17 protein-coding genes and 1 pseudogene are annotated in these 20840 nt (G+C 60.6%); 6 read left to right on the forward strand and 12 right to left on the reverse strand.

Features of this window, described 5'->3' with window-relative positions:
* Together V9L13_RS05950 and V9L13_RS05955 are read right to left on the reverse strand one after the other, a co-directional pair.
* Positions 1 to 1536 (reverse strand): EAL domain-containing protein, encoded by a 1536-nt coding sequence (locus tag V9L13_RS05950; RefSeq protein ID WP_338801840.1) that lies wholly within the window; start codon positions 1534 to 1536, stop codon positions 1 to 3.
* A 115-nt stretch (positions 1537 to 1651) separates the two neighbouring features.
* Positions 1652 to 2524 (reverse strand): LysR family transcriptional regulator, encoded by an 873-nt coding sequence (locus tag V9L13_RS05955; protein ID WP_338801841.1) that lies wholly within the window; start codon positions 2522 to 2524, stop codon positions 1652 to 1654.
* A gap of 78 nt (positions 2525 to 2602) precedes the next feature.
* Between V9L13_RS05955 and V9L13_RS05960 the strand changes: the two genes are divergently transcribed.
* A complete protein-coding gene (locus V9L13_RS05960; protein WP_338801842.1) occupies positions 2603 to 3550 on the forward strand; it encodes a DMT family transporter in 948 nt (315 codons plus the stop codon).
* A 245-nt stretch (positions 3551 to 3795) separates the two neighbouring features.
* Complete coding sequence (gene hppD, locus V9L13_RS05965; protein ID WP_003224634.1) at positions 3796 to 4872, forward strand: 4-hydroxyphenylpyruvate dioxygenase; 1077 nt, start codon at positions 3796 to 3798, stop codon at positions 4870 to 4872.
* A gap of 69 nt (positions 4873 to 4941) precedes the next feature.
* Here the strand turns inward: hppD and V9L13_RS05970 are convergent.
* From V9L13_RS05970 to V9L13_RS05985, 4 genes and pseudogenes are all read right to left on the reverse strand, one after another.
* A pseudogene (locus V9L13_RS05970) lies at positions 4942 to 5031 on the reverse strand (metal ABC transporter ATP-binding protein); the annotation flags it as partial.
* Positions 5032 to 5049: 18 nt separating this feature from the next.
* Positions 5050 to 5931 carry an EamA family transporter RarD gene (gene rarD / locus V9L13_RS05975; RefSeq protein WP_262141355.1) on the reverse strand — a complete coding sequence of 294 codons (882 nt, stop codon included), beginning with the start codon at positions 5929 to 5931 and terminating at the stop codon, positions 5050 to 5052.
* A 273-nt stretch (positions 5932 to 6204) separates the two neighbouring features.
* Positions 6205 to 7218 carry an aldo/keto reductase gene (locus tag V9L13_RS05980; RefSeq protein WP_338801843.1) on the reverse strand — a complete coding sequence of 338 codons (1014 nt, stop codon included), beginning with the start codon at positions 7216 to 7218 and terminating at the stop codon, positions 6205 to 6207.
* Positions 7219 to 7342: 124 nt separating this feature from the next.
* Positions 7343 to 8653 (reverse strand): MFS transporter, encoded by a 1311-nt coding sequence (locus V9L13_RS05985; RefSeq protein ID WP_103483345.1) that lies wholly within the window; start codon positions 8651 to 8653, stop codon positions 7343 to 7345.
* A gap of 171 nt (positions 8654 to 8824) precedes the next feature.
* On the opposite strand from V9L13_RS05985, the gene V9L13_RS05990 reads away from it, so the two are divergent.
* The 4 genes from V9L13_RS05990 to V9L13_RS06005 all read left to right on the forward strand — a co-directional run bounded on the left by V9L13_RS05990 (position 8825) and on the right by V9L13_RS06005 (position 14452).
* Positions 8825 to 10006 (forward strand): sugar diacid recognition domain-containing protein, encoded by a 1182-nt coding sequence (locus tag V9L13_RS05990; RefSeq protein ID WP_338801844.1) that lies wholly within the window; start codon positions 8825 to 8827, stop codon positions 10004 to 10006.
* Positions 10007 to 10162: 156 nt separating this feature from the next.
* Positions 10163 to 11302: a glycerate kinase gene (locus V9L13_RS05995; protein WP_338801845.1), complete on the forward strand. Its 1140-nt coding sequence runs from the start codon at positions 10163 to 10165 to the stop codon at positions 11300 to 11302.
* Positions 11303 to 11597: 295 nt separating this feature from the next.
* The gene (locus tag V9L13_RS06000; protein ID WP_338801846.1) at positions 11598 to 13223 is read left to right on the forward strand and encodes a methyl-accepting chemotaxis protein; all 1626 of its coding nucleotides are present in this window, start codon (positions 11598 to 11600) and stop codon (positions 13221 to 13223) included.
* Between the two features lie 41 nt (positions 13224 to 13264).
* The gene (locus tag V9L13_RS06005) at positions 13265 to 14452 is read left to right on the forward strand and encodes an aminotransferase class I/II-fold pyridoxal phosphate-dependent enzyme (RefSeq protein WP_338801847.1); all 1188 of its coding nucleotides are present in this window, start codon (positions 13265 to 13267) and stop codon (positions 14450 to 14452) included.
* A gap of 143 nt (positions 14453 to 14595) precedes the next feature.
* Here V9L13_RS06005 and V9L13_RS06010 read toward each other — a convergent pair whose 3' ends face one another.
* From V9L13_RS06010 to V9L13_RS06035, 6 genes are all read right to left on the reverse strand, one after another.
* Positions 14596 to 15573, reverse strand: coding sequence for a D-glycerate dehydrogenase (locus V9L13_RS06010; RefSeq protein ID WP_338801848.1), 978 nt, complete (start codon positions 15571 to 15573; stop codon positions 14596 to 14598).
* Positions 15574 to 15587: 14 nt separating this feature from the next.
* Complete coding sequence (locus V9L13_RS06015; protein ID WP_338801849.1) at positions 15588 to 16886, reverse strand: MFS transporter; 1299 nt, start codon at positions 16884 to 16886, stop codon at positions 15588 to 15590.
* A 56-nt stretch (positions 16887 to 16942) separates the two neighbouring features.
* On the reverse strand, positions 16943 to 17977 hold the full coding sequence (locus tag V9L13_RS06020) for a sugar kinase (RefSeq protein WP_338801850.1): 1035 nt from the start codon (positions 17975 to 17977) through the stop codon (positions 16943 to 16945).
* Complete coding sequence (locus tag V9L13_RS06025; RefSeq protein WP_338801851.1) at positions 17970 to 18752, reverse strand: AP endonuclease; 783 nt, start codon at positions 18750 to 18752, stop codon at positions 17970 to 17972. Before V9L13_RS06025 ends, V9L13_RS06020 begins: the two co-directional genes overlap by 8 nt.
* 152 nt (positions 18753 to 18904) lie before the next feature.
* Positions 18905 to 19933 carry a LacI family DNA-binding transcriptional regulator gene (locus V9L13_RS06030; RefSeq protein ID WP_338801852.1) on the reverse strand — a complete coding sequence of 343 codons (1029 nt, stop codon included), beginning with the start codon at positions 19931 to 19933 and terminating at the stop codon, positions 18905 to 18907.
* Positions 19934 to 20099: 166 nt separating this feature from the next.
* On the reverse strand, positions 20100 to 20741 hold the full coding sequence (locus tag V9L13_RS06035; RefSeq protein WP_003224657.1) for a DUF1345 domain-containing protein: 642 nt from the start codon (positions 20739 to 20741) through the stop codon (positions 20100 to 20102).
* Positions 20742 to 20840 lie beyond the last annotated feature (99 nt).

Below are 20840 nucleotides of genomic sequence, written 5' to 3' on the forward strand. Positions count from 1 at the left end.
TTAATGGTGACTTAATGCATCGATGAAGTCGGCGCCGGGCATGGGTTTTCCGAACAGATAGCCCTGCAGGAAGTTGACGTGGTGTGCAGTCAGATAGTCAGCCTGTGCCTGAGTTTCTACACCTTCGGCAACAATACCCAGATCGAGCTTGGCCGAGAGCTCGATAATCGTATCCAGAATATGTCGCGATAATGCGTCGATCCCGATCATCGCGACGAAGCTTTGATCAATCTTGAGAAAGTCCACATTGAATTTGCGCAGGTAACCCAAGCTTGAATGCCCGGTCCCAAAGTCGTCGATGGCGATCATCACACCCAGCGTATGCAACTGCTCGAACAGTTGGTGCGTGATGTCGTTCGGCTCGATCAGCTCACGCTCGGTCAACTCCAGCACCAGGCTGATGCTCCCGGGTGCGAACGCAGCGAGAAACTCGCGACAGTCTTCCACCAGTTGCAGATCGTGACAGTGACTGGCGGTGATGTTGATACCGATGTGAAACGGTTTGTTGAAACCAGCAGACAACGGGCCGAGCAGGGCGGCAGTCTGCTGCATCAGGGCGCGGGTCATGGGCACGATCAGGCCCGAATGTTCGGCAAACGGAATAAACATGTCCGGGCGCACCAGACCTTCTTTCGGATGTTTCCAGCGCATCAGCACTTCGGCGCCGGACCACTTTTTACTGTCGCCATGCACCACTGGCTGGAAATAAGGGATGAACTCGCCTGCCTCCAGAGCGCGCAGCATTTCATGGCTGGGTGAGGTGGAGCGCCGCTGCAGGACGTGGCCGATAGCACCGGAGATGATCCCGAAAAAAATCAGCAGGCTGAACAGCGGCGGGTATTCGTCGGCCATATAACGCCAGGTTTCGCCCTGCGGGAAGCCTGCGGCGACGCTGAAGGCATAGCGCGAAGAAACCAACATACTTTGTGCCACCGGCAACGGCGGCAGGTTGCCTTGATGCACCTTGCCATCGGCGGACAGCCAGTTGTCGCCAACCTGCAGCAACAGCAGCGTCTGTCGGCCAATCAGGCGCAGGACGTTGCTCAGGTGATAGCCATCGAGCGTGGTCAGCGCGCCGCCGCGACCTTCGCTGAGCCGATATACCAGCAGCGCGGTGTTGGGCGTAACGGGATTGCCGTTCATCAACCACAGTTTGCCTTGGGTGTAGTCGCCCGGGTTCACGGCTTCCTTGTACTCACCGAACAGCGAGCTGCAATAGAGATTGTTGTCCCATACCAGATTGGTCGAGCGCACGAAAGGCCGACGGGTCACCTGTTCACGCAACGCCAGTTTGACGCTGTCGCAGGGTTGGCCAGCCAGGGGCAGCAGTTCGCTGGCGGCCTGGGCGGTGTTGTCGAGCATCAGTTCGAATTGGCGCAACGCCTCATCGGCAGTGTTTTGCGTGCTCTGCTGCAAGGTGCGCTCGGCCTGCATATACAGAATCCCTGTGCCCAGAAGTACCGGCAACAGGCCGCAAAGCAGGGTCACAATCATCCGCACGCTACGTTTGCGGCGGGGTTTGACAGTCAAGGGCATGGACGCATCCTGTTGCGATGGAGTGGAACTCTCGAACGCAGGCCTGCCAACGGCGCGCCTGTGAGTAACAGCGAAGTCAGAAGGGATGATAGATGGCCGTTGGCGCTTGTGCCGCTCACGGCTGATTGATCTGCGTGGCGAGATCGATAAACGCTCGCGTGGCGGGCGAAGCCTGGCGCTGATCGAGGACAGCGAGGCCGATCTGGCGCTGCACGGGGGGCGCCAGCGGCTTCTTTACGTAGCGCGGCGTTGGATCATCGGGTAATGAGCCTTCGGCCACGACGGTAATTGCGTCACCCCGGCCCACGACGTCCAGCGTGCTGAGCAATTGCGAGCAGCGATAGCGGATCTTCGGTTGCAGGCGCGCGGCAGTGAACAGGCGCGAAACCAGCTCCGATGAACCGGCTTCGGTCAGCACAAACGGATCGGCACACAGATCCTTGAGGCTCAGCGCGGTGCGTCCTGCCAATGGATGATCGGCTGGCAGCAGGGCAACCATCTGGTCTTCTGCCAAGGCAAAAGTGTCGAAACGCTCCTGAGGCAACACCACAAAACCGATGTCGATCCGCCGCTCTTCCAACCACTGAATAACCTGCCTGTCCGGCCCCTCATCTATGTGCACTTCAATGCCCGGATGCGCCTGGCGATAGCGCTGCAAAATCGTCGGCAGCAACTTGATCGATGACGTCGGGCCGAACGAACCGATGCGCAACGTGCCGCTTTTCATGCCCCGCGCATCGGCCGCCTCCTGACGCAGGGTGTTGGCCAGACCAAGCATGGCCCGTGCGCGCTGGAGCAATTGCTCGCCGATGTCGGTGAGTTCGACTTGCGACTGATGGCGGTGTAGCAGTTCGACGCCCAATTCCTCCTCCAGCGACTTCATCGCGTGCGACACCGCTGACTGCGAAATTCCCAAACGATGGGCGGCGAGGGTGAAACCGCGCAGTTCAGCGACCAGCGAGAATATCTCCAGTTGAGTGAGGGTCATGAGTATTTGCTCATTTTACGATGACGTTAAATGAGGTGAATGATACGCCATCTTTCCAGCTGCATTACCTGGAGCATCATGCGCAACCTCGAGCAAATCCACGCAACGACCTCCGAGCGGCCGGTTTATCTGACTCTGGCAGCGGTGACCATGATTTGGGGCGGGACCTTTGTCGCCGGGCGTTTTCTGGCGGGCAGTCTCAGCCCGCTGTTCGCCGCCAGCCTGCGCTTCCTGCTCGCCAGTGCGGCGTTGCTGGGGTTCCTGTGGCTGGCGCGCATCCCGCTGGCACGACCGACGTCCCGGCAATGGCTGCAACTGTTGTTGCTGGGGTTCTTCGGGATTTTCTTCTATAACCTGTGCTTCTTTTATGGCCTGCAATACATCAACGCTTCACGGGCCTCGTTGATTGTTGCGTTGAATCCGGCAGTGATCGGTCTGGCCTCGTGGTTGTTGTTCAAGGAGCGCATGGGGCGGATGAAAGTCGCCGGTATTGCGATCTGTATCGCTGGCGCTGGCCTGGTGATCGTCAGCCGTAATCCGCAATTGCTTGCCGCGACGCCTGACGCGTGGATCGGCGATCTGTTGATTCTTGGTTGTGTGTTGGGTTGGGGCGTTTACTCGCTGTTTTCACGGGGGCTGAATCAGTCACTCGGCCCGGTGCAGACCGTGACGCTTTCCGTGCTGATCGGCACAGTGATGCTCTGGACGCTGGCGGCGCTGCGCGGCGAGGTAAGCTGGGCCGCATTGATCAGCCTCGGTACGCCGCAGTGGCTGAGCCTGATCTACCTGGGTGTGCTTGGCTCGGCGCTGGCCTACATCGGCTACTACGACGGCATCCGCAAAATCGGCGCGACCCGTTCCGGCGTGTTCATCGCCCTGAATCCGCTGACAGCCGTGGTTCTCGGCGCGCTGCTGCTCGGCGAACAACTGACGTTGAGCCTGTATCTGGGAGGCGGCCTGGTGCTGGTGGGGATTTACCTGTGCAACAAACCCCTTGCACCGATGCGAAAAAGGCGGATTTTATAGAGAGGGCAGACAACCCTATTTACGCTGTGTAGAATCGGGTTACGCATACAATAATAATCGTCTTCTGGCAGCAGAAGCCTCGCCCGCAAGAGCCTTGGGTCGACAATGAAGATATTCGGGTTTCAACTGATCTACGGTGACTTCCTCGCCCGCAGTGTGCGAGGCATCTCCTGCGCACCACCCAGCGATCTCAGCATTACTGACAAATAACCCTGGTTAATTGATAAGAATGATGAGGCGTCACCATGGCAGATTTATACGAAAACCCAATGGGCCTGATGGGCTTTGAGTTCATCGAGTTCGCATCGCCGACTCCTGGCACCCTGGAGCCGATCTTCGAGATCATGGGCTTCACCAAGGTCGCAACTCACCGCTCCAAGAACGTGCACCTGTACCGTCAGGGCGCGATCAATCTGATCCTCAACAACGAACCCAATAGCGTCGCTTCGTACTTCGCGGCCGAACACGGCCCGTCGGTGTGTGGCATGGCGTTCCGCGTCAAGGACTCGCAAAAGGCCTACAGCCGCGCGCTGGAACTCGGTGCCCAGCCGATCCACATCGAAACCGGCCCGATGGAACTCAACCTGCCAGCGATCAAAGGCATCGGCGGTGCGCCGCTGTACCTGATTGACCGTTTCGGCGAAGGCAGCTCGATCTATGACATCGACTTCGTGTTCATCGAAGGCGTTGATCGCAACCCGGTCGGTGCCGGCCTGAAGATCATCGATCACCTGACCCACAACGTGTATCGCGGGCGTATGGCTTACTGGGCCAACTTCTACGAGAAGCTGTTCAACTTCCGCGAGATCCGCTACTTCGACATCAAGGGCGAATACACCGGTCTGACCTCGAAAGCGATGACCGCACCGGACGGCATGATCCGCATCCCGCTGAACGAAGAGTCGTCCAAGGGCGCCGGGCAGATCGAAGAGTTCCTGATGCAGTTCAACGGCGAGGGCATCCAGCACGTGGCGTTCCTCACCGACGATCTGGTCAAGACCTGGGATCAGTTGAAGAAGATCGGCATGCGCTTCATGACCGCGCCGCCGGACACCTACTACGAAATGCTCGAAGGTCGCCTGCCGAACCACGGCGAGCCGGTTGATCAGCTGCAATCGCGGGGCATCCTGCTCGACGGTTCGTCGAACCCGGACGACAAGCGTCTGCTGCTGCAGATCTTCTCGGAAACCCTGATGGGGCCGGTGTTCTTCGAATTCATCCAGCGCAAGGGCGATGATGGTTTCGGCGAGGGCAACTTCAAGGCCCTGTTCGAATCGATCGAGCGTGATCAGGTGCGTCGTGGTGTGCTGACCACCGAGTAATCCGCCACTAGAATGAAAAAATCCCGGCTTGCAGTCATGCACAGCCGGGATTTTTTTGCGTCAGCAAAACTGTGGGAGTGAGCTTGCTCGCGAATTCGGTCTTTCGTTCAAGGTCTTTGTTGACTGACCTGACGCTTTCGCGAGCAAGCCCGCTCCCACAGTAGTCTTGTATTGCTTTTAAGAGCGGCGTTGTCGCATCAAGTGCTTGAAGCCTTCGAAGATCAATACCACCACCGCCAGCCAGATCGGAATGTAAGTCAGCCACTCGCCGGCCTTGATGCTTTCACCGAGCAACAGCGCCACACCGAGTAGCAGCACCGGTTCCACATAACTGAGCAAACCAAACAGGCTGAACGGCAACAAGCGGCTGGCGATGATGTAGACCACCAGCGCCGAAGCACTGATGAGGCCGAGCAGGGGAATCAGCCAGAGCAAGCCAGGATACTGATCGAACACGCCAAAGCCCTGTTCGCCACCGCGCACAAACCAGTACGCCACCGGCAGCATGAGCGTCATGTCGACCCATAGACCGCCAAGGTTGTCAGTCTTCAAGCGTTTGCGCAGCACGAAGTACAGTGGATACCCGACCACGACTACCAGTGTCGCCCAGGAAAATCCGCCGACCTGATACAACTCGTTCGCCACGCCCAGAATGGCAAAGAACACCGCGATTTTCTGCAGGTACGACAGGCTGTCGCCGTACACAATGCGCCCGGTCAGCACCATCGCCAGCGGTAACAGGAAATAACCCAGCGACACGTCGAGGCTGTAGCCATTGAGCGGCGCCCACATGAACAGCCACAACTGCACGCCGAGCAAACCGGCCGAAACAATCAGGCCGCCGATCAGCTTCGGATAGCCCGCAACGCGCCGCAGCAGCTCCAGTACCCGCCGCCATTCACCGGACACCAGCATGAACACGGTCATGCACGGCACGGTCAGCAGCATCCGCCAGCCGAAAATCTCTACGCCGCTCAACGGGGTGAGCAGCGAGGTGTAGTAATACATGACGGCAAACAGCACCGAGGCTGAAACCGATAGAGCGATACCTTTAGACAAACTGTCCTCGCGGGTGGGTGATCAAACAGGGCGCGCAGGATACGTGGTTTTTGTGCTGAATATTGGCCGAGTGATCAATATTTCCCACATCTTGAAGATAAGCACAAAACCTGTGGGTGTGACTCAGCTCGCGAAGAAGGGGCAGACTCCAAATCTTTAGTGACGGGGCCAACGCTTTCGCGAGCAAGCCCGCTCCCACAGTGAATGGGTGTCGAGTACCAGGTTTGCATCCGGCGACAATCCCTTGTGGGAGCGGGCTTGCTCGCGAAGCGTTTAGCCCTGATGCGGTTTACGGCCCGACACAAAATGGCTCACATCGTTGAACCCCGGCGTCGACGCGTGCCCCGGTGTCACCAGCGAGTCGATGAACGCTTCATCTTCCGTGGTGATCTTCACCGTTTGCGCCTGGGTGTACGCATCCCACTGTTGTTCCGTGCGCGGCCCGACAATCGCCGAAGTCACGGCGCTGTTGTTCAGCACCCAGGCAATCGCGAACTCGACGATACCCACCCCACGGCCCTGGGTATATTGCTGAATCTGCTGGGCAATGCGCAGCGATTCCACCCGCCATTCGGTTTCCAGAATGCGTTTGTCCTGGCGCCCGGCGCGGCTGTTGGCGTCCGGGGTCACGTCGGGTGCGTATTTGCCGCTGAGCACGCCACGGGCCAGCGGGCTGTAAGGCACCACACCGAGACCGTAGGTTTGCGCAGCGGTGATCTGCTCGGTCTCGGCCTGGCGGTTGACGATGTTGTACAGCGGCTGGCTGATCACCGGGCGATCGACACCCAACTGGTCAGCGATACGAATCACCTCGGCAATGCGCCAGCCGCGATAGTTCGACAGGCCCCAGTAGCGAATCTTGCCCTGGCGAATCAGATCGCCAATCGCCGACACGGTGACTTCCAGCGGCGTGTTGTGGTCTTCGCGGTGCAGGTAATAGATGTCGAGGTAGTCGGTGCCGAGGCGCATCAGGCTGGCCTCCAGACCATTGAAGATGTGCTTGCGGCTCAAGCCGCTGCGGTTCGGCACGCCGTCCGCCGGGCCGAATCCGACCTTGGTCGCCAGCACCCATTCGTGACGGTGTCGGGCGATCGCCTCGCCGACGATTTCCTCCGAACGGCCGTTGGTGTAGACGTCGGCGGTGTCGATGAAATTGATGCCCTGATCCCAGGCCTTGTGGATGATGCGCAGCGAATCCTCTGCGCTGGTCTGCTCGCCAAACATCATCGTGCCGAGGGTGAGGGTGGACACCTGCAACCCCGAGTGCCCCAGTGTGCGGTAGCTCATGCCGAAATCCTTTTGTCGGTGGGAAAACTCCAATCAAATACCAGAAGCATCCCACGGGGCAAAGTGAATTATCGGCTGAGCAATCCGCCTGCAATAAACAAGGGCAAAAAAGATCGCAGCGTGTTTACGCCCGCAACGTGCGCGTCATGCGCAGCGCCAGCAAGCTCCCGCCGACGATCACACCCGCCAGCAGATACAACGCCGCATCGGTCGAACCGGTGCTGTCCTTGACCCAACCCACCAGGTACGGGCTGAGGAAACCGGCCATCTGCCCCATCGAGTTGATCAATGCCAGACCTCCGGCCGCCGCGCCCGCGCTCAACATCGCGGTCGGCACCGGCCAGAACATCGGCAGACCGGTCAGCGCGCCCATGGTCGCAATGGTCAGACCGAGGATGGCGATGGCCGGGTTGGCGGCGAAATTCACCGCAATCACCAGGCCGATGGCGCCCATCAGCATCGGCACAACAAGGTGCCAGCGGCGTTCTTTGCGCAAGTCCGCCGAACGCCCGACCAGCAGCATGAACACCGCCGCCAGCAGATACGGAATCGCGCTCAGCCAGCCGATCACCAGGTTGTCGCTGAAACCGAGGTTCTTGATGATCGACGGCAGCCAGAAGTTGATTGCGTACACGCCGCTCTGGATGCAGAAGTAGATCAGGCCGAAGGCCCAGATCGCCGGGTTCTTGAACACCGCGATCAGCGAGTCAGAGGTGGTTTTCGGCTTGTTCGCCAGGTCTTCGGCCTGGTCCGCCTCAAGCACCGCGCGTTCATGCGGGCTTAGCCACTTGGCGTTGGCAAAGCTGTCGCTCAGCAGGAAATAGGCGAGGGCGCCGAGGATGACCGTCGGAATACCTTGCAGCAGAAACATCCACTGCCAGCCCGCCAGTCCACCTTGCCCGGCGGCGAAGTGGTTGAGGATCCAGCCGGAAAACGGACTGCCGAGCAGGCCGGAAACCGGGATCGCCGACATGAACAGCGCCATGATCCGCCCACGGCGGAACGTCGGGAACCACTGCGAGAGGTAGAGCACCACGCCCGGGAAGAACCCGGCTTCGGCCGCACCGGTAAACAGGCGCAGGGTGTAGAACTGGGTCGGGGTGGTGACGAACAGCAGGCAGGTCGACAGCGTGCCCCAAGTGATCATCATCAGCGCGATCCAGCGGCGCGGGCCGAAGCGGGTCAGGGCCAGGTTGCTCGGTACACCGCACAGCACGTAGCCGATGAAGAAGATCCCGGCGCCGAGGCCGTACACGGTTTCGCTGAACTTCAGCGCGTCGAGCATCTGCAGTTTGGCGAAGCCAACGTTGACCCGGTCGAGGTAGTTGAACAGGTAGCAGATGAAGATGAAGGGGATCAAACGCAGGGTGATGCGTTTGTAGACGGCGTTTTTACCGGCGTCGATGGTCTGGGTAGCTGCGGCGCTCTGCGACATGGCGGCTCTCTCTTTATTATGATTTTTTGCGATGCACAGGTTAACGTTGATCGCCCTGAGAGTCTCGGCCACCTGTGGCCGGATTGTCTTTGTGCCTGAGCACAGGGTTTGCCGCCAGACCCTGTGCGGGTGAACAACCGTCCGCGCCTGTTTTAAAGGATTCTAGTCGTTATGTTCGAACTCGATCACGATCTTGCCCAGGATATCGTTGACCGGGCCATGGCCATTTTGCCGTACAACGTCAACGTCATGGACAGCCAGGGTCTGATCCTCGGCAGTGGTGAGCCGGAACGCATCAACACCCGTCACGAAGGTGCGCAACTGGTGCTGGCCAACGGGCGGGTGGTGGAGATCGACGCGCAAACCGCCGTGCATCTGAAAGGTGTGCAGCCGGGGATCAACCTGCCGCTGTTGCTCGATCAGCGCTTGATCGGTGTGCTTGGCATTACCGGCGAACCGGAGCAACTGCGCACCTACGCCGAGTTGGTGCGCATGACTGCGGAAATGCTGGTCGGCCAGCGCAATCAGCAGGCCGAACAGCAATGGCGGCGGCAACGTTGCGATGACCTGCTGGCGTTGCTGTTGAGCGAAGCGGGGGACTCGCCACGCTTGGTAGATGAGGCGCAGCAGCTGGGCCTCAAGCCGCAACTGACCCGGGTGCCGTATCTGTTCGAACTGGGTCTGGAGCACGGGCCGGGGCAGACCGTCGAGGCGTTGAGCGCGTGGCTGACCTCGCGCTACCCGGACAGCTGGTGCGTGAGTTCCGCCAAGTCATCGCTGCTGTGGTGTCGGCCGGCGGGTCAGACGGTTGAGCATGATCGTTTGCTGGAAAAGCTCGATGGCCTGGGCTGGAACATTCTGCGCATCGCCGTGGGCGGGCAGGCGGATGGTTTGATCGGGCTGCGCCGCTGTTATCGGCGGGTCGGCGATCTGCTTGCCTATGGCCGGGATGTGTTGCCGCACTCGCGTTTGCTGACCCTCAACCGCTATCGCTTGCCGGTGATGCTCTGGCGCCATCGCAACGATGATGCGCTGGATGAATTGCTCAAACCGTTGCGCAAGGTCATAGCCAAGGACAGCAACGGCCAGTTGCTCGCGACCCTGCGCAGTTGGTGTGAGCATGATGGGCAGAGCCAGGCGTGCGCCGATGCGCTGGGCATTCATCGCAACAGCCTGCGTTACCGGATGGAGCGGATTGCCGAGTTGAGCGGGGTAGACCCGTTGCGGCTGGACGGGATGTTGGCGTTGTATCTCGGGGTGCAATTGCTGCCGCAGACTGATCCGGATCGGATGTTTTCTGAGACGCCATCGCGAGCAGGCTCACTCCTACACTTGAAATGCGTTCCCCTGTAGGAGTGAGCCTGCTCGCGATAGGGCCAGAACATTCAGCATCAATCCCAAGGCTTTTGTATAAATGAACAACAATCGCCAACCCCGCTTGTGCAGCGGACAGGCGTCAATGCGCATGCCGACTGGCAGCATGAAGGGCATTGGAACTGGAGAATTCGCATGAAAATCGTCATCGCCCCCGATTCGTTCAAGGACAGCCTGAGTGCCCAAGGCGTTGCCGAAGCCATTGCGCTGGGGCTGGCGCAAGTCTGGCCGCAGGCGACATTGGTCAAGTGCCCGATGGCCGACGGTGGCGAGGGCACAGTGGAGTCGATTCTTGCCGCGTGTGAAGGTGAACTGCGCCGCACCCGGGTGCGCGGGCCGCTGGGCACGCCGGTCGACGCCGCATGGGGCTGGCTGCCACACAACCACACTGCGATCATCGAAATGGCTGAGGCCAGTGGTTTGCAACTGGTGCCTACGGGGCAGCGCGATGCCTGCATCACCAGCACCTTCGGCACCGGTGAACTGATTCGCGCCGCGCTGGATGCCGGCGCGCAACGGGTAATTCTGGCGATCGGCGGCAGCGCCACCAACGACGGCGGCGCCGGCGCCATGCAGGCGCTCGGGGTGAAATTGCTCGATGCGCAAGGCCAAGCGCTGGTGCCGGGCGGTCTGGCATTGGCGCAACTGGCGCGACTGGACCTGAGCGAGCTGGATCCGCGTCTGGCCCGAGTGCGCTTCGACATCGCTGCCGACGTCAACAATCCGCTGTGCGGGCCGCAAGGCGCCTCGGCCATTTTCGGCCCGCAAAAGGGCGCGTCACCGGCACAGGTACAACAACTGGATCAGGCGCTGGGACACTTCGCCGAGCTCTGCGCGCAAGCGTTGGGCAAGGACGTTCGCGATGAACCGGGCAGCGGTGCGGCAGGTGGATTGGGCTTTGCGGCGAAGGCGTTTCTCGGAGCGCAGTTTCAGGCCGGCGTTGAAGTGGTGGCCGAGTTGGTGGGGCTGGCCGAAGCGGTCAACGGCGCCGATCTGGTGATCACCGGAGAAGGGCGGTTCGACGCGCAAACCCTGCGCGGCAAGACCCCGTTCGGCGTGGCGCGAATCGCCAAGCAACACAATGTCCCGGTAATCGTCATCGCCGGCACGCTGGGCGAGGGTTATCAGGAACTCTACGAGCACGGTATCGATGCGGCATTCGCCGTGACCAACGGCCCGATGACCCTCGAACAGGCCTGCGCCGAGGCTCCGCGTTTGTTGCGTGAACGTGCGACTGACATTGCCCGCGTTTGGCAACTGGCAGCGAAATCCTGAGCAAACCCTGTAGGAGCTGCCGAAGGCTGCGATCTTTTGATTTTGATGTTCAAAAAAAAACAAGATCAAAAGATCGCAGCCTTCGGCAGCTCCTACAGGGGGATCGCAAGGTGTTTCAGCGTTGAAACACCTTGAAAAATATTTTCGCTTTACACGAAATCTTCCTAAAGCCCAGCCGATACAGAGATCAGGCGCACACAGATTCCCTCGAATGGTGACGCCGGACTGAACCCGCCCCAGGGGTCAGTGATGACGGCAAGGACGCTCGCAGCTACCTCTATCCGAGAGTCCAACCATGTCCTTGCGTAACCTGAATATCGCGCCCCGTGCCTTCCTCGGTTTTGCCTTTATCGCCTTGCTGGTGATTGTCCTTGGTGTGTTCGCCGTCAACCGCATGTCGACCATCCGCCAGGCTTCCATCGACATGGAGACCAATCAACTGCCCAGCGTTGCCTACCTTGGCAAAGTGACTGAAAACGTTCTGCGTCTGCGGATTCTCTCGTTCCGTGTGCTGATCAATCGTGAGCCGGCAGCGTTGCAGGATGCTCAGGGCCGTATCAACGAGCTGGTGGACAAAGTGCGCAGCGCCCAGGCCAGCTACGCCGCACTGCCTGCCGGTGGTGAAGAACTGGCGCAGTACAAGGCCTTCGCCGTGACACTGGACAACTACCTGCAAGCGCAAAACCAGATGATGGAGCTGTCGCGTCAGGACAAGATCGAGGAGATGCGCACTCTGATCAACACGCGCATCAAGGACGGCACCGATCAGATGGGCGAGCAGCTCAACAAACTGATCGCAATCAACTCCGCTGACGCGAAAACCGCCTCCGGTCAGGCCGGCGAGCACTACGACAGTGCCATTACCGGCATCGTTATCGTTGCTGTCGTCGCTGCGCTCGCTACGGTAATGCTGGCCTTGCTGTTGACTCGCAGCATCGTCACACCGCTCAATCGCGCAGTGGCAGCCGCACAAACCATCGCCAGCGGCAACCTGAGCAAAACCATCGAAGTCGATGGCAAGGACGAACCGGCCCGCCTGCTCGAAGCGCTGGCCCTGATGCAGACCAACCTGCGCAAAACCATCGAACAGATCGCCGGTTCCGCCACCCAACTCGGCGCGGCGGCCGAAGAGTTGAGCGCGGTCACCGAAGAAGCCTCCCGTGGCCTGCAACAGCAGAACAACGAAATCGAACAGGCCGCCACCGCCGTCAACGAAATGACCGCCGCCGTGGAAGAGGTGGCACGCAACGCGGTGTCGACGTCCGAAGCCTCGAACCAGTCGACTCAGGCCGCCCGCGAAGGTCGTGACCAAGTGGTGAAAACCGTCGACGCTATCCAGACCATGACCCATGACGTGCAGAGCACCGCGCAAATGATCGAAGGCCTCGCCGCGCAGGGCCGCGACATCGGTAAAGTGCTGGACGTGATCCGCGCCATTGCCGAACAGACCAACCTGCTGGCCCTCAACGCGGCGATCGAAGCGGCGCGTGCCGGTGAGGCCGGACGCGGTTTCGCCGTGGTGGCGGACGAGGTGCGCGCTTTGGCTCATCGCACCGCGCAATCGACCCAGGAAATCGAAAAAATGGTCGCCGGCATCCAGAACGGCACTGGTGAAGCGGTTTCGTCGATGCAGCAAAGCAACCAGCGCACCCAGACCACCCTGGAAATGGCCCGCGCTGCGGGTGTGGCGCTGGAGCAAATCACCCAGTCGATCCATCAGATCAACGAACGCAACCTGGTCATCGCCAGTGCCTCTGAAGAACAGGCGCAGGTCTCGCGTGAGGTCGACCGCAACCTGGTCAACATCCGTGATCTGGCCACCCAATCGGCCGCCGGGGCCAACCAGACCAGCGCCGCCACCCATGAACTGTCGCGTCTGGCGGTGGATTTGAATGCCATGGTGGCGCGTTTTGTGATTTGAGATAGGGTGAAGGCTGGAGACCGCGCAATCAGGAGACGTGCATGCGCTATTCAGCCTTGACCCAACGAATCGCCGGGGAGGGAGCAGCGGCCTGGCAGATTCATGACCGAGCGCTGGAGTTGCGCGCCGAGGGCGTCGATATCCTGCTGCTGAGCGTGGGCGATCCGGATTTCGACACGCCGCTGCCGATCATCCACGGCGCCATCGATAGCTTGCTGGCGGGCGATACGCATTATTCCGAAGTGCGTGGCCGGTTGGCGCTGCGCAAGCTGATTGCCGCGCGCCACCAGCGGCGCAGCGGTCAGGTGGTGGATGCCGAGCACGTGATCGTGCTGCCCGGGGCGCAATGCGCGGTGTATTCGGTGGCTCAGTGTCTGCTGGACCCGGGGGACGAGGTGATCGTCGCCGAGCCGATGTACGTGACTTATGAAGGTGTGTTCGGCGCCTGCGGTGCGACGGTGGTGCCGGTGCCTGTACGGCCGGAAAACGGCTTTAGAGTCGATCCCGCCGATGTCGCTGCGCGTATCACGCCGAAAACCCGTGCCCTGTTGCTCAACAGCCCCAACAATCCTTCCGGCGCAAGCCTTTCCTTGCTGATCTGGCAAGAGCTGGCGGCGCTGTGCGTGCGTCACGATCTGTGGCTGATCAGCGACGAGGTCTACAGCGATCTGCTGTATGAAGGCGAGCACATCAGCCCGGCGAGCCTGCCGGGCATGGCCGAGCGCACCGCAACCATCAACAGTCTGTCGAAATCCCATGCCATGACCGGTTGGCGCATTGGCTGGTCGATCGGCCCGAAGGTGCTGGCCGAGCATCTGGTGAACCTGTCGTTGAGCATGCTCTTCGGTCTGCCGGATTTTGTGCAGAAAGCCGCGGAGGTCGCGTTGGCAAGCGATCTGCCGGAGGTGACGCGGATGCGCGACGAGTATCGATTGCGCCGCGATCTGGTGTGCGAACGCTTGCGTGGTTGCCCGGGGCTGCAGCCGATCCGCCCGGATGGTGGGATGTTCGTGATGGTCGATGTGCGCCAGACCGGGTATGGCGCGCAGGCATTTGCCGAGCGGTTGCTGGAAGGGTACGGGGTGTCGGTGTTGGCCGGCGAAGCGTTCGGGCCGAGTGCGGCGGGGCATATTCGCATCGGCCTGGTGCTGGACCGGGTGAAACTGGCCGATGCCTGCGCGCGGATTGCGTTGTGTGCGGTGCAGCTGTTGCAGGCGCGTAGTGCCTGACAGTCTTGTGTTGCCTGAACTGGCCTCTTCGCGAGCAAGCCCGCTCCCACAGTGGATGGGTGTGTACATAATGTTATCTGTACACACCGAACCCTGTGGGAGCGGGCTTGCTCGCGAATGCAATCTGCCATTCAGCACATTTTTCAGCCCTGCCAAGCCGCCGGATTCACCAGATTCGCCGGCTTCTCCCCAGCCAAAGCAGCAAGCAGATTGTCCACCGCGCACCGTGCCATCGCCTCCCGCGTCTCATGCGTCGCCGAACCCATATGCGGCGTCGCCACCACATTGTTCAGCTGCAACAACGGCGAATCATGATTCAGCGGTTCACGCTCGAACACATCCAGCCCCGCCGCGCGAATCCGCTGATGGCGCAACGCGTCGATCAGCGCTGCCTCATCCACCACTTTGCCGCGAGAGATATTGATGAAGATGCTTTCCGGGCGCATCAGCGCAAACTGTTCGGCGCCGATCAGGCCTTCGGTTTGCGCGGTCAGCGGCAGGGTCAGGCAGATGAAATCGGCCTCTTGCAGCAGCGCCTCAAGACTGCGGTACTGCGCATCGAAACGCGCTTCGACCGCCGGTTTACGCGACTGGCTGTGATAGAGCACCGGCATGCCGAAGCCGAAATGCCCGCGCTGCGCCAACGCTTCACCGATCCGCCCCATGCCGATGATGCCCAGGGTCTTGCCGTGCACATCAGTGCCGAAATGCGCCGGGCCGATGTTGCGATGCCACTGGCCGCTGCGCACCATATTCGCCAGCTCGACTACGCGCCGGGCCGTGGCGAGGATCAGCGCGAAACCGGTATCGGCGGTGGTTTCAGTGAGCACGTCCGGGGTGTTGCTGAGGAGGATCTTGCGCCGGGTCAGGTAATCGATGTCGTAGTTGTCGACGCCCACCGAAACGCTGGCAATCGCCTGCAGTTGCGGCGCCAGGTCGAGCAACGCCGCGTCGAGTTTCAGGCTGGCGCCGAGCAAACCGTGGGCGCCGGGCAGGGCGTCACGCAGTTTCATCAGGCCGTCGGCGTCGAGGCTTTCGATCAGCGTCACTTCACACTGTTGCTGCAGACGCGACATCAGCGCTGGCGACAGTTTTTTGTACAGCACGACATGTTTTTTCATGAACAAAAATCTCTTCAGGAATGCGCCGGCACGGGACGCGTGACAACGGCTTTGGCCACGACGCGGTCACTGGCGCCAGGCTTGAGAAAAATCGTCAGCACCACAGACAGCAGCAGCGCGCCGCTCATCAGCAGGTACGAGGCACCGGGCGAACCGGTGGAGCTGTTCAGGTAACCGACCAGATACGAGCCGCCGAACGAGCCGAGCGCGCCCATGCTGTTGATCAGCGCCATGGCACCGCCGGCGACGTTGGCCGGCAGGATCTCCGGAACGATGGCGAAGAACGGCCCGTAAGGTGCGTACATGCAGGCGCCGGCGATTACCAGCAGCGTGTACGACCACCAGAAATGCTCGGCGCCCAGAGCGTAGGAGCCGTAGAACGCAATGGAGGCGATCAGCAGCGGCGGCCAGACGAAGCGTTTGCGCTTTTGCAGTTTGTCCGAGCCCCACGACACCGCGAGCATGCCGATCACCGCTGCCAGATACGGCAGCGCCGACAGCCAGCCGGCCTCGATCATGTCCATTTTCGCGCCGGCCTTGAGGATCGACGGCAACCACAGCACAAAGCCGTAGACGCCGATGCTCCAGCAGAAAAACTGCAGCGCCAGAATGATTACCTTCGGCGAACGGAATGCTTCGGCGTAGTTCTTCACCGCTTTGATCCCGACCTGTTCGGCGGCGAGGGCGCTTTCCAGATCGTGCTTTTCCTGCTCACTCAGCCACTTGGCCTGAGCGGGACGATCATCGGCCAGTTTCCACCAGATAAACGCCCAGATCACCGCCGGCAAACCTTCGATGATGAACATCCAGCGCCAGCTGAAATGCTGCACCAGATACCCGGAAACCACCGACATCCACAACATGGTCACCGGATTGCCGAGGATCAGGAAGGTGTTGGCCCGCGAGCGTTCGGCACGCGTGAACCAGTGGCACAGGTAGACCAGCATCGCCGGCATCACCGCGGCTTCGACCACGCCGAGCATGAAGCGGATCACGATCAGCCAGTAGGCGTTGGAGACCACGCCGGTCAGCGTGGCGAGGCCACCCCAGAAAATCAGGCTGAAGAAGATCAGCTTCTTCACACTGTGCTTTTGCGCGTAGATCGCCCCCGGCACCTGGAAGAAAAAGTAGCCGAGGAAGAACAGCGCGCCGAGCAATGAAGACAGACCCGGCGTGATCATCAGGTCGGCAGCCATACCGGACGCGGCGGCAAAGCCGTAGTTGGCGCGATCCAGATACGCCAGGCTGTAGGTGATGAACACGATGGGCATGATGTACCACCAGCGGCGGGCGGCGAGGGTTGCAGTTTTCATGGTGTTGCTCCTGAGCTTGTTGTTTTTGTCGCAGCAGGTTCAAATTTTTGCGGTGATCAAGCGGGCCTCTTCGCGAGCAAGCTCGCTCCCACAGGGGAATGCATTTCAAATGTGGGAGCGACGGTGCGACGATTCGACTTGCTCGCGAAGGCGGTTTCGAATTCAACGATGAGTTCAGACCGGGTCGGCAACCCCTCCATATCCCCGCGACTCTGCACCGCCCGACTGCCAATCCAGTTCGCGCGTTGCACGGCCTCGGCAAAACTCTGATGCTCAAGCAGGGCACTGATCATGCCCACCGCAAAACCATCACCCGCACCCACGGTATCGACGACGTTGGCCACCGGCACCCCGGCGACAAACCCCTGATCCAGATGCGTGCGGTAATAGGCACCTTGCGGCCCGAGCTTGATCGCCACGGCTTCAGCGCCCTGATCGAGATAAAACGCCGCAATGTCCGCCGGATCTTCAAACCCGGTCAGCAGCCGACCTTCGCTCAAACCCGGCAGTACCCAGTGGGCGAGGGCGGCGAGGCGGTTGATCTCGCGGATCATCTCTTGCTCACTGGCCCACAGGCTTGGGCGCAGATTGGGGTCGAACGACACGCTGCGCCCGGCGTGGCGCATGCGTGTCATCAGCTCGAAAGACATTTCCCGAGCAGTGGCCGACAGCGCCGGTGGAATCCCGGTGGCGTGCAGATGACGCGCGCTGAGCAGGGTTTCGCTGATCGATTGAACGGACAGATGACTGGCCGCCGAACCGCGACGGTAATACTCGACCTGCGGGTCGCTGCCATCGTCGGTGCGCGACTTGAACTGGAAACCAGTCGGATGTGCGCTGTCGACCGCGACATGACTGCAATCCAGACCTTCGCTGGCCAATGTTTCCAGCACAAAACGCCCCAGCGAATCGGCGCCAATGCGGCTCAGCCAGGCTACGTTGAAACCCAGGCGCGACAGACCAATCGCCACGTTGCTGTCGGCGCCGGCAATGCGCCGATGAAAGTGTTCGACTTCGGCCAGATCACCGGTTTGTTCGGCGACCAGCATCGCCATGGTTTCGCCAAACGACAGAATATCGATGTCAGACATGGGCAGGCTCCAGGCGCGATTGGCCAAGGCGGGCAAGGGCGGCGACGTGTTCGGTGGTCAACGCCACCAGGTCATCGCCCTGCAACGGGTATTCGGCGGCACGCATAACGCCTTGGGCCATGTGCCTTAACAGTTGTTCCCACAAATGCAGATCGCTGACGGCCGGTGGTACCGCCACCAGTTTGCCGTCGGCGCGGCGGGCTACGGCTTTGCAGTGCACATAGCCGACATGACGTCCGAGCAGGCGTGCGGCGTTGGTGGCGGACTGATCCTGCCACTGCCAGTTGCCGATATCGAAAGTCATCTTGATCGGCAAGTTGTGCTGCTCGACCGCCGCGAAAAAACGCTGGAACGGTTCGATGCGGCCGCCCTGCAAAGTCTGGTCGTTTTCCACCAGCAGTTGTACCGGGCTGGCGCCGAGCAGCTGTTTCAGCACCTGCAAATCACAGTTGTCGGTGAAGTAACCGAGCGAGACTTTCAGCCATTTCGAGCCGAATGCCTCTGCGTGTTGCAGGGCGCTGATCAGCTCGGGATTGGGCCGCGCCTGACCGGCGAGCCACAGCTCGGTCGGCGAGGAATAGATGCTTTGCAAGCCCTGCGCTTGGGTAGCGGCATTCAGTTGCGCGGGCACTTCGCGGGTCAGCAACTCTTCGCGCCACTCGATGCGATCGGCACCGGCGGCGGCCAACACGTCGATGAAGAAGTCCTGCCCGCGTTGGCGAACAAGCTCGGCGCCGTAGCTGGACAGGCTGATGGAAACGGCGGGTTTATTCATTGTTATCTACCTCTGAAACCGGTTTCATTTTTGTTCAAAAAAAATATCAGGCGTTGCTTTGTCGTTCTTTGCGGCCCCTTCGCGAGCAAGCCCGCTCCCACAAGGGAAATGCGTTCCCCTGTGGGAGCGGGCTTGCTCGCGAAGTCGTCAGCTCAAACACCACCAATCCCTCGGGTAGAACCCCGCTCAACCAGCACCGGCGCAAAATCCACCCTGCGCGCGGCCTCAACATCCCCCCGCAAGCGCTTGAGCAAACACTCAAACGCCCGCGCGCCAATCTCGGCCGTTGGCTGGGCGAGGGCAGTAATTCCGCTGCCTACCAGCGGATACCAATCCAGATCATCCAGGGCAATCAGCCCGACATCTTCGAACAACCGGCAACCGACTTCGCGCAAGGCCAGGGTGCAGGCCAGCGCCGCCACGCCGTTGGCGCAGAACAGTGCTTTGGGGCCGGTAGCCGTGGTGTTCAAGAAGTCTTGCAGATGAGTAGCGAGTGCGTCGCCGGTTTCCAGCACCGCCCCGGTCAACCCGGAGCGCTGGGCGATCTGCGTCTGAAAACTGCTGACCCGCTCGATCCGCGAACTGGTGCCGTCATAAGGTTCGGTCACCAGCAACACATCGCGGTAGCCGCGCTGTTCGAGGTGCGTCAGCGCCATCTCGACAGCCTGCGGGTTGTTCAGTCCGAGCATGTCGCTGTCGAGTCCTTCGACCTTGCGGTCCACCAGCACCAGCGGCATTTCCCGGTGCAGTTCGTGCAGTTCGTCACGGTGATGGCCGAGGGTGTTCACGATCAGCCCTTCGATGTTGTACGAACGCAACAGCGCCAGGTGTTGGCGTTCCTGTTCGTCATCGCGGTCGGTGTTGCACACCACCAGGCTGTAGCCATGCGCACGGCAGGCGGTTTCCACCCCGTGCATGACGGCAATTGAATAGGGGTTGCGGATATCGGCCACCAGCATGCCGATCAGGCGCGTGCGCCCGCGTTTCAGGCCACGCGCCATCTGGTTCGGGCGGTAGCCCAGTTCGGCAATGGCTTGTTCGATGCGCAGGGCAGTGGCATCAGAGAGCAGCGCACGGTCATCGCCGATAAAGCGCGAGACACTGGCCTTGGAGACACCGGCGTGTTCAGCGACATCAAGCATCGTCACGCGACTGCGCTGGGCGGCGGAAAAGTCATTCACGGTCTGAAACCTTGTTATTGGATTTATCCGTTTCAGGCGCCTCGATGGCGCTGAAACCGGTTTCAGGAAACACCAGAAGCCGACACTCCGTCAAGTGAATGCGCGTGGTACTTCGACTTGGCGCCGACGGGCGGCGGTCAGCGTTATTGAAATATCCGCGCCATCGTCAGCCAAACAGGCCCGCAGCAATATTGATCGAAAAGCCCAGAATAGCGGTGTTGAAGACAAATCCGATCAACGATTGCGCCAGCACGATTTTGCGCATGTCTCGGGTGCCGACGCCGACATCGGCGGTTTGCACGGCCACGCCGATGGTGAAGGAGAAATACAGGAAGTCCCAATAATTGGGCGTGGTCAGACCTTCAGCGAAACGCAGAGCCGGTTCCTTGCCATCCCAGGTGTAAAACAGACGGGCGTAGTGCACGCAGAAAATGACGCCGATCAGCAGCCACGAACCTACCACGGTGACTGCGGTGAACGCGTAATGCAGCAGTTTGTGATGGGTATCCAGATCCTTGGTGCCGGCCAGCTCCAGGGTGATGGCGGCCAGGCTGGCCAACGCCGCGATACACACCACGAACAGCACCAGTCCGGCGTTTTCGTCCTCGACGACGGCGATGCGTTTGACGTCTGGCGCTTTGGCGCGAACGGTCAGCCAGAACATCAGGATCAGGTAGGTCCAGACGCCGGCGTTCCAGCCGATGAGGATTTTGCTGACGACGGAGTCGGCAGGCACCAGAAGACCGGTGGCAAGGCCAACCAGAGCGGCGGCTGACAGGCGAGGGTGGGTGCGGGCGAGGAAGCGCATGGAGACTCGATGGGCCAGGATGTCTTCACACCTTAGCCCAGCGACGTCCGGGATGACCACTGACTTGACTGTTCGAATGACCTTGTGGGAGCGGGCTTG

Source organism: Pseudomonas sp. RSB 5.4 (genome assembly GCF_037126175.1).
Taxonomy (GTDB): Bacteria; Pseudomonadota; Gammaproteobacteria; order Pseudomonadales; family Pseudomonadaceae; genus Aquipseudomonas; species Aquipseudomonas fluorescens_H.